The following is an 8,378-nucleotide window of genomic DNA, read 5'->3' on the forward strand; positions in this document are numbered from 1 at the left end:
AACCAGAACCCCCGCGATCCCCCCGGATCCCCCTCCAGAAGTCCTGATGCCAAGTACGACCCACGGAGTGCGGGGAGGGTTGCACGGTCTCTTGAGATTTTTTTGAGGTCCGTTTCGGTGGCTCAGTCGGCCTCGGCGCGGACCCGGTCGGCGATGCCCAGGGTCAGCTTCTCCGCCTGGTCCTCAAGGTTCCACTTGCCGTCCTGGTAGGCGTGGTTGCTCACCCAGTAGACGAGGACGCCGTCGCGCAGCGACCTCGTGAGGACCGCCAGCGACCAGTCGTTGCCGCCGTCGTGCCAGACGACCCGCCCTTCGGGGCTCTCACGGACGGCCCAGCCGTATCCGTACCAGCCGTCGTCGGAGTCGGGCACCCGCACGCGGGGCGCGAACAGCTTCTCCCTGGCCCGTTCCGGCAGGATCTCGTCGCCCAGCAGCGCCCGGTGCCAGCGGAACATGTCCTCGGCGGTGGACAGCATTCCGCCGTTGCCGCGCAGGTTCCAGTACGGCCCGTCGGCGGCCCAGGGATGGTCGAGGGGCCTGCCCTTGCTGCGCCCCTTGCTGTCGTACTCCACCGCGACCAGGTGCCGCGGCCAGCGGGGCAGTACGTATCCGGTCCGCTCCATTCCCGCCGGGCCGAACAGGTGCCGGGCGAGGAACGGCTCGTAGCCGTCCCCGGACGCCTTCTCGACGATCGCGGCGAGCAGGCTGTAGCCGGTGTTGGAGTAGTGGAACTCCTTCCCCGGGGCCGACTGCGGCTTCGACGCCAGGGCCTGGCGCACCATCTCGTCGCGGGAGACCGGGTCGTAGTCGTCGCCGAGCCCCTCGACCAGGCCCGATGTGTGCGTGAGCAACTGCTCGACGGTGATGTCCCGCTTGTCCTCGGGAACCGGACCGAGGAACCGGCTGATCCGGTCGCTCACCCGCAGCCGCCCCATCACCTCCAGCTTCAGGATCGCGGCGGCGGTGAACTGCTTCGTGATCGACATGACGTCGTAGACCGTGCGGCAGCTCGCGGGGGTGCCGGCCTCGCGGTCCGCCGTCCCGAAGCCTCCGCAGTACACGAGTTCGTCGCCGCGTGCCGCGATCACGGTCCCGCCGGGACCGGCGGGAATGGTCCGGCGGAGGAAGTCGGCGACCGACTCCCCCTCGCGCGCCTTCACGGCGGACCCGGCGGCCGAGCGCTCCTTGGCGGGCTCTTTCGCGGGCCCGGCAGCGCGCTCTTCGGCACACGCGCCCAGCGTCAGCAGAGTCGCCAGGGCGGTGACGGCGGCGGCAGTACGGCGGCGGCGGGACTGACCCATATGACCTATGACCTCCAACATCGGGAATCCGCACCGAGGTTGACCGTCGCCGTCGCCGTTCCTCAAGCTGTCAGGGTGTTCGAGCTTGTGCGAACTCGTGTACGTCCAGCTCACCAGGGGGGACCACCGTCATGACCACCGCACCGCCCACCCCGCCCGACACCGACCCGGCCGCCTTCGTCGCGGGGCTGCGGCGCCTCAAGGCGTGGTCGGGCCTCAGCTACCGCCGGCTGGAACGCGCCGCGGCGGAGGCGGGCCACTCTCTGCCGTACTCCACGGCGGCGACCATGCTCGGCCGGGAACGGCTGCCCCGCGAGGAGTTGGTCGCCGCGTTCGTCGCGGCGTGCGGGGTCCGGGGCGCCGAGGCGGAGGCGTGGCTGGACGCCCGGACCGACATCGCGTGCGGGCCGGCGCCTGCGCTTATGCCTGTGCCTGTGCCTGTGCCTGAGGACGCCACACCTGCGTCCCTGCCTGCGGTCGCCGCACCGGCGCGCACCAGGCCCCGGCGGCCTCGGTGGACCCTCGTCGCCGCGGCGGCTCTCGTCACCGCGCTCCTCGGCGGGGCGACGGCGTCCGGCGTCTTCACCGACGACGAAGAGGTGCACGAGACGCGGACGTCGGTCCGCCTGTGACGGGGTCACGGGCGAACCGACGTCCGCGGTCCGGGGCGCAGGGAACGTACGGGACTAGCCGCCCGCGCTCCTCGACCCCGTGCCGCCCGGTTTGGCGGGGGCCCAGGTCGGCCCCGCGGAGGCCTCCTTCGGGTCCGACTCGTTGAGGACGAGGCCCCAGGTGTCGTCGTCGCCGATCCGCGCGGTGATCTCCTTGGTCTGCCGGGACTTCGCGAAGTAGAGCACCACGGTCTGGCGGGTGGAGCCCTCGTCGTAGAAGTCCGCGGTGACCTCGCCCTTGGCGGCCCTGCCGAAGGACTCGACCCAGTTGCGGGCGGTCTTCTCGGCGGGGCCGTCCTCCACGGACAGGTCCGCGAGCGCGTCGGTGTCACCGTCGGCGAGCCGCCAGACGGCCTCCTGGACCACGCCCAGGCTGCCCGTGGAGGGGTAGCCGACGACGTGCAGCGGCTCGTGGCCGGTGTAGTCGGTCTGGTAGGCCGACGTGCCGTCGTCGGACGAGCAGGCCGTCACGGTCAGCAGGGCACCCGCGGCCAGTGCGCACCCCAGCAGGGTTCGCCTCATGATCAGCTCCTCGACTTCGGGCGGAGGATGACCACGCGCTCGATGTAGTTGGCCTTGTTCCGGTAGCGGGCGATGGCGGCGCTCAGCGTGGTCCTGCTGACCCCGCCGTGCTGGCGGAGCTGCAGGTCACGGCCGTTGTTCCCGACGACGACCGCCGCGTGGTTGTACACCCTCTCCTTCTTCCACTTGAACAGGACGATGTCTCCGGGCCGCGCGTTCCGCTTCGAGACCGACGGGGCCTTGCGGTACTTGGTCATATGGCGCCGGAAGTTCTCGGTGCCCGACCAGGTGTAGCTCTTGTTCTTGATCGAACCGAACAGGTAGTACTGCTGCCACCAGGCCCGGTCGTGCTTGCGGCCACCCATCCGGGTCTTCATCCTGCCGCCGTAGTAGAGGGCCTTGGACACGAAGTTGGTGCAGTCCTGGCCGTACTCCCACTTGGTGCCGATGTTCTTCGAGGCCCACTTGGCGGTGCCGGACCCGGAGACCGCGGCGCGCAGGGCGATCGCCGGCCGGACGGTGGCGGTCTCCTCCACGGGGAAGCCGTCCGCGTCGAGGGCGATCGGCTCGTCGGGCACGTCGTCGGCGTCCTGGCCCTCGGCCGGTGCCACGTCGAGTCCCTGCCAGGTGGACGCGGACTCGGTGAGGACCGTCTCGGCGGCGGGGGCGTCGGCTTCGAGGTGCAGGATCGGGGCGCCGCCGTTGGTGCTGAAGGTGAAGCGCTGCTCCTGGCGGCCCTCGTCGGCCTCGCCCGTCGGGTCGTCCGCGCCCTGCTTGAGGACGGCCTTCTCGTCGACCGCCGCCCGCAGGAACACACGGCCGCTGTCGTCGGTGCCGACGAGCACGTCGGAGAGTGCCGCGGTGGCGTCCGTGTAGGTGCTCCCGTGCCGGGCCAGCGCCTCGCGGCTCTCGACCAGGCCGGGTGCCTGGGCCTTCAGCAGGTCCTGGAAGGACGCGGCGCGGGGGCTCGCGGCCAGGGCTGCCGTCACGGTGGCGTGCTTGCCGGTGAGGAGTCCGGCCCGCGCGTCGAGGTACTGGCGCACGATCTCCCGGTAGGCCGCCGATCCGGCCGGGACGGCGGCGGTGGTCACCGCGTCGGCACCGGTGGCGGCCGGGCTCGTGCCGTGTGCCGTACGGGCCGTCACCGCGACGCGGTACGCGGTCCCGTTGGCCAGGCCGCCCACGACGGCGCGCGGTTCGGGACTCGTGACCCGGGCGGCCTCGCTGCCGTCGGCCTTCGTCACGACAACCGTGTACTGCGGTTCGTCGCCCGCCGAGCCGTTGTCCTGCGGCGCGTTCCAGGTGGCCAGCAGACCGGCGTCGCCGGGAGTGACCCGTACGTCCTGGGGAGCGCCCGGCGCGGTCGGCGCCACGTAGTCGATCTCCAGCTTCGGGCGCAGCGCGGTGTCCGTCGCCCGGGCCGAGTGGTAGGCGGCGGTGGAGGCGCGCTCGGCGGCGGGCAGGCGCACGGCCAGGCCCTCGCCGGACTCCTGCTCCAGCCAGGACTGGACGACCGGGGCGAGATCCTGGTCGGCCAGGGGTGCCGCGTCGGCGAAGGGGGCCTCGTCGAGCGCGGCGAGCAGTTCGCCGCCCTTCTGCGTGGGCGTCCAGGGGTCGAGGAGGTCGTACACCTCGACCGGCCGCGGTGCCCCCGACTGCGTGGGGCTGAGGACGAGCCGCGCCCTGGTGATCCGGGCGCCGACGGGCAGCTTGGTGAGGTCGGGCCTGAGCCAGGCGACGCGTTCGCCGTCAGGCCCGCCGCGCGGCGTATGGCTATGTGCATGTGTGTGTTCGGCCTTCGGTCAATATCGGGCAATGCGACGACAGAGCCTAGGAGGAGGGGCAGAGCGTCACATGCCGACCAGCGACCGCATTAGCCGTGTTTAGCCATATATGAGGTGAGTGACATTGATCATCGGGCACGACGGAACGCCGACGGGCGAAATCCCGTCGGCGTTCCGTGTTCCGTTCTTCAGGCTGCTTCTTCAGGCTGCCGTTCGGCTGCCCTTCAGGCCGCGTGCTCCACGAACCGTGCCGCCGTCTCGGCGAGGACCTCGCGGCCGTCCCTGGCCCACAGCCCGTCGTTGAACAGCTCGACTTCGATGGGGCCGGTGTAGCCCGCCGCCTCGACGTACGCCTTCCACTCGCGCATGTCGATCGAGCCGTCGCCGATCTGGCCCCGGCCGTTCAGGACGCCCTCGGGCAACGGGGTTGTCCAGTCGGCGAGTTGGAAGGTGTGGATGCGGTCGCCCGCCCCCGCGCGGGCGATCTGCGCGGGGGCCTGGTCGTCCCACCAGATGTGGTACGTGTCGACCGCGACGCCGACCTGCTCCGCGGGGAAGCGTTCCGCGAGGTCGAGAGCCTGGGTGAGGGTCGAGACCACGCAGCGGTCGGAGGCGTACATCGGGTGGAGCGGCTCGATGGCCAGCCGGACGCCGTTGGCAGCGGCGTACGGGCCCAACTCCCCCAGCGCGTCCGCGATGCGCTCCCGCGCGCCGTGCAGGTCCTTCGAGCCCGCCGGGAGGCCGCCCGAGACGAGCACGAGCGTGTCCGTGCCCAGGGTGGCGGCCTCGTCGATGGCGCGGCGGTTGTCGGCCAGGGCCTCGGCGCGCTCGGCCGGGTCGATGGCCGTGAAGAAGCCGCCGCGACAGAGGGTCGTGACGGCCAGACCGGCATCGCGGACCAGCTTGGCCGTCTCCTCCAGGCCGTAGGACTCGACCGGCGCACGCCACAGGCCTACGCCCGGGACGCCCAACTCCAGGCAGGCGTCGACCAGTTCGGGCATCGACAGCTGCTTGACCGTCATCTGGTTGATGGAGAAGCGGGAGAGGTCGCCGAGGGGGCTGCTCGTACTGCTCGTGCTCACTGGTTCACTCCGTACAGGGAGAGCAGGTTCTTCATGCGGGCCGCCGCGAGTGCCGGGTCCGGGAACAGGCCCAGGCCGTCGGCGAGTTCGTACGCGCGGGCGAAGTGCGGGAGCGAGCGGGACGACTGGAGGCCGCCGACCATCGTGAAGTGCTCCTGGTGGCCCGCGAGCCAGGCCAGGAAGACCACGCCCGTCTTGTAGAAGCGGGTCGGGGTCTGGAAGAGGTGGCGGGACAACTCGACGGTGGGGTCGAGGAGTTCACGGAAGCCGGGGGTGTTGCCGGTGTCGAGGACGCGTACGGCCTCGGCGGCCAGGGGGCCCAGCGGGTCGAAGATGCCGAGCAGGGCGTGGCTGAAGCCCTGGTCGTCGCCCGCGATCAGCTCGGGGTAGTTGAAGTCGTCGCCGGTGTAGCAGCGCACGCCGTCGGGGAGCTTGCGGCGCAGGTCGATCTCGCGCTGGGCGTCGAGGAGGGAGACCTTGATGCCGTCGACCTTGTCGGGGTGGGCGGCGATGACTTCCAGGAAGGTGCTGGTGGCGGCGTCGAGGTCGGTGCTGCCCCAGTAGCCTTCGAGCGCCGGGTCGAACATCGGGCCCAGCCAGTGCAGGACCACCGGCTCGGCGGCCTGGCGCAGCAGGTGGCCGTAGACCTCCAGGTAGTCCTCGGGGCCCTTGGCGATGGCGGCGAGCGCCCGGGAGGCCATGAGGATGGACCGCGAGCCGGACTCCTCGACGAGGGCCAGCTGCTCCTCGTACGCGGCCCGCACCTCGTCCAGGCTGTACGGGTAGCCGACCTCGGTGACCGGCAGCTGGTCGGTGCCGACGCCGCAGGCGATCAGCCCGCCGACCGCCTTCGCCTCGGCCGACGAGCGGCGGATCAGCTCGGCCGCGCCCGCCCAGTCGAGCCCCATCCCGCGCTGGGCGGTGTCCATGGCCTCCGCGACGCCGAGCCCGTGGGACCACAGATGGCGGCGGAAGGCGAGGGTGGCGTCCCAGTCGACGGCCGCCGGAGAGTCGGGGGTGGTGTCGGCGTACGGGTCGGCGACCACGTGGGCCGCCGAGTAGACCGTGCGGGAGGTGAAGGGGGAACCGGTGGTAAGGGGCAGGGGTTCGGCGCGGGGGGTGTAGGCGCGCAACACGCCGTCTGCGTTGGGTAGTTGGATCTGCCCGTTCGTCACAGTGCGATCTCCGGTACGTCGAAGCGGCGGCCCTCGGCGGAGGACTTCAGGCCCAGTTCGGCGAGCTGGACGCCGCGGGCGCCGGCCAGCAGGTCCCAGTGGTAGGGCGCGTCGGCGTAGACGTGCTTGAGGAACAGCTCCCACTGGGCCTTGAAGCCGTTGTCGAACTCGGCGTTGTCGGGGATCTCCTGCCACTGGTCGCGGAAGGAGTAGGTGGCCGGGATGTCGGGGTTCCAGACCGGCTTGGGGGTCGAACTACGGTGCTGGACACGGCAGTTGCGCAGGCCCGCGACGGCGGAGCCCTCGGTGCCGTCGACCTGGAACTCGACGAGTTCGTCGCGGTTGACGCGGACGGCCCAGGAGGAGTTGATCTGGGCGATGGCCCCGCCTTCGAGTTCGAAGACTCCGTAGGCCGCGTCGTCGGCCGTGGCGTCGTACGGCTTGTCCTGCTCGTCCCAGCGCTGCGGGATGTGCGTGGCGGTCAGGGCCTGTACGGACTTCACGCGGCCGAACAGCTCGTGGAGGACGTACTCCCAGTGCGGGAACATGTCGACAACGATGCCACCGCCGTCCTCGGAGCGGTAATTCCAGGACGGGCGCTGGGCCGACTGCCAGTCGCCCTCGAAGACCCAGTAGCCGAACTCTCCGCGGATGGAGAGGATGCGGCCGAAGAAGCCGCCGTCGATGAGCCGCTTCAGCTTGAGCAGGCCCGGGAGGAAAAGCTTGTCCTGGACCACGCCGTGCTTGATGCCGGCGGCGTCGGCGAGGCGGGCCAGTTCCAGCGCGCCCTCGAAGTCGGTGGCCGTCGGCTTCTCGGTGTAGATGTGCTTCCCGGCCGCGATCGCCTTCTGGAGCGCCTCCTCACGGGCCGAGGTGACCTGCGCGTCGAAGTAGATCTCGACGGTCGGGTCGGCGAGGACCGCGTCGACGTCCGTGGAGATGTTCGCCGGGTCCAGGCCGTGCTGCTCCGCGAGCGCCTTCAGGGCGTGCTCGCGGCGGCCGACGAGGACCGGCTCGGGCCACAGCACGGTGCCGTCGCCGAGGTCGAGACCGCCCTGTTCGCGCAGGGCGAGGATCGAGCGGACGAGGTGCTGGCGGTAGCCCATGCGCCCCGTCACACCGTTCATCGCGATGCGCACCGTCTTGCGTGTCACGTCATTCCCTTCGTACGCGTCCCGCGCCGCGTACGCCCCACAGGTGGACCCCGGTACGTCCGGTGCACCCTGGTGAACTGGTGAGCGTCACAGCAAGCGCTTTCTATGTGTAGAGAAGCTAGCCTCTGAGGAGCGGTCTGGACAAGACCGTGACGGGGATGAGTTGTTCGAGGGGGCGAACAACTGGGGGGTTCGGCCTTAGGGTCTGTGCGGAGCGGTGCGGTGTGCCCGTGCGGGCGCCCATGCGGTGTGCCCGTGGGGTGTGCCCGTGCGCTGTGCCCGGGGTGTGGGCACGTGGGGTGTGTGCGCGTGCGTGTCGGGGCTTGGAGCGCTCGCGTGTGCAGGGGTTTGGACGCCCGTGCGTGCAGGGGCTTGGGGCGGTGTACGAGGACTTATGACGAGATGCTCGACCGGAGGACGACGAAGATGACGGTGACCCTGGCGGACGTGGCGGCCCGCGCGCAGGTCTCGCCCGCGACGGTGTCGCGCGTGCTGAACGGGAACTATCCCGTGGCCGCCTCCACCCGTGAGCGGGTGCTGCGGGCCGTGGACGAGCTGGACTACGTACTGAACGGCCCGGCCAGTGCGCTCGCCGCGGCGACTTCCGACCTGGTCGGGATCCTGGTGAACGACATCGCCGACCCGTTCTTCGGGATCATGGCGGGGGCGATCCAGGGGGAGATCGGGGG

At 71.0% G+C, this 8,378-nt stretch carries 8 protein-coding genes and 1 pseudogene; 2 read left to right on the top strand and 7 right to left on the bottom strand.

Going from position 1 to position 8,378, the window contains the following annotated elements; all coding sequences use genetic code 11:
- Nucleotides 1-122 precede the first annotated feature (122 nt).
- Complete coding sequence (locus AOK17_RS34340; RefSeq protein WP_107102572.1) at nt 123-1,301, bottom strand: serine hydrolase domain-containing protein; 1,179 nt, start codon at nt 1,299-1,301, stop codon at nt 123-125.
- 131 nt (nt 1,302-1,432) lie between these two features.
- Here AOK17_RS34340 and AOK17_RS34345 point away from each other — a divergent pair, with 131 nt between their 5' ends.
- On the top strand, nt 1,433-1,933 hold the full coding sequence (locus AOK17_RS34345; RefSeq protein ID WP_055616499.1) for a hypothetical protein: 501 nt from the start codon (nt 1,433-1,435) through the stop codon (nt 1,931-1,933).
- A gap of 54 nt (nt 1,934-1,987) precedes the next feature.
- Here the strand turns inward: AOK17_RS34345 and AOK17_RS34350 are convergent, their stop codons facing one another.
- From AOK17_RS34350 to AOK17_RS34370, 6 genes and pseudogenes are all read right to left on the bottom strand, one after another.
- On the bottom strand, nt 1,988-2,494 hold the full coding sequence (locus tag AOK17_RS34350; RefSeq protein WP_055616500.1) for a hypothetical protein: 507 nt from the start codon (nt 2,492-2,494) through the stop codon (nt 1,988-1,990).
- A gap of 2 nt (nt 2,495-2,496) precedes the next feature.
- A complete protein-coding gene (locus AOK17_RS34355; RefSeq protein WP_281198663.1) occupies nt 2,497-3,867 on the bottom strand; it encodes an amidase domain-containing protein in 1,371 nt (456 codons plus the stop codon).
- Nucleotides 3,868-3,885: 18 nt separating this feature from the next.
- A pseudogene (locus tag AOK17_RS53680) lies at nt 3,886-4,233 on the bottom strand (hypothetical protein); the annotation flags it as partial.
- Nucleotides 4,234-4,502: 269 nt separating this feature from the next.
- Complete coding sequence (locus AOK17_RS34360) at nt 4,503-5,300, bottom strand: sugar phosphate isomerase/epimerase family protein (RefSeq protein ID WP_055616504.1); 798 nt, start codon at nt 5,298-5,300, stop codon at nt 4,503-4,505.
- Between the two features lie 56 nt (nt 5,301-5,356).
- A complete protein-coding gene (locus AOK17_RS34365) occupies nt 5,357-6,535 on the bottom strand; it encodes a dihydrodipicolinate synthase family protein (RefSeq protein ID WP_245697555.1) in 1,179 nt (392 codons plus the stop codon).
- A complete protein-coding gene (locus tag AOK17_RS34370; protein ID WP_055616502.1) occupies nt 6,532-7,689 on the bottom strand; it encodes a Gfo/Idh/MocA family protein in 1,158 nt (385 codons plus the stop codon). The genes AOK17_RS34365 and AOK17_RS34370 overlap by 4 nt, the downstream gene beginning before the upstream one ends.
- A gap of 426 nt (nt 7,690-8,115) precedes the next feature.
- On the opposite strand from AOK17_RS34370, the gene AOK17_RS34375 reads away from it, so the two are divergent.
- The coding region (locus tag AOK17_RS34375) for a LacI family DNA-binding transcriptional regulator (RefSeq protein WP_157881451.1) at nt 8,116-8,378 on the top strand (263 nt) is incomplete at its 3' end.

It is taken from the genome of Streptomyces phaeochromogenes (assembly GCF_001418655.1).
Classification (GTDB): domain Bacteria; phylum Actinomycetota; class Actinomycetes; order Streptomycetales; family Streptomycetaceae; genus Streptomyces; species Streptomyces phaeochromogenes.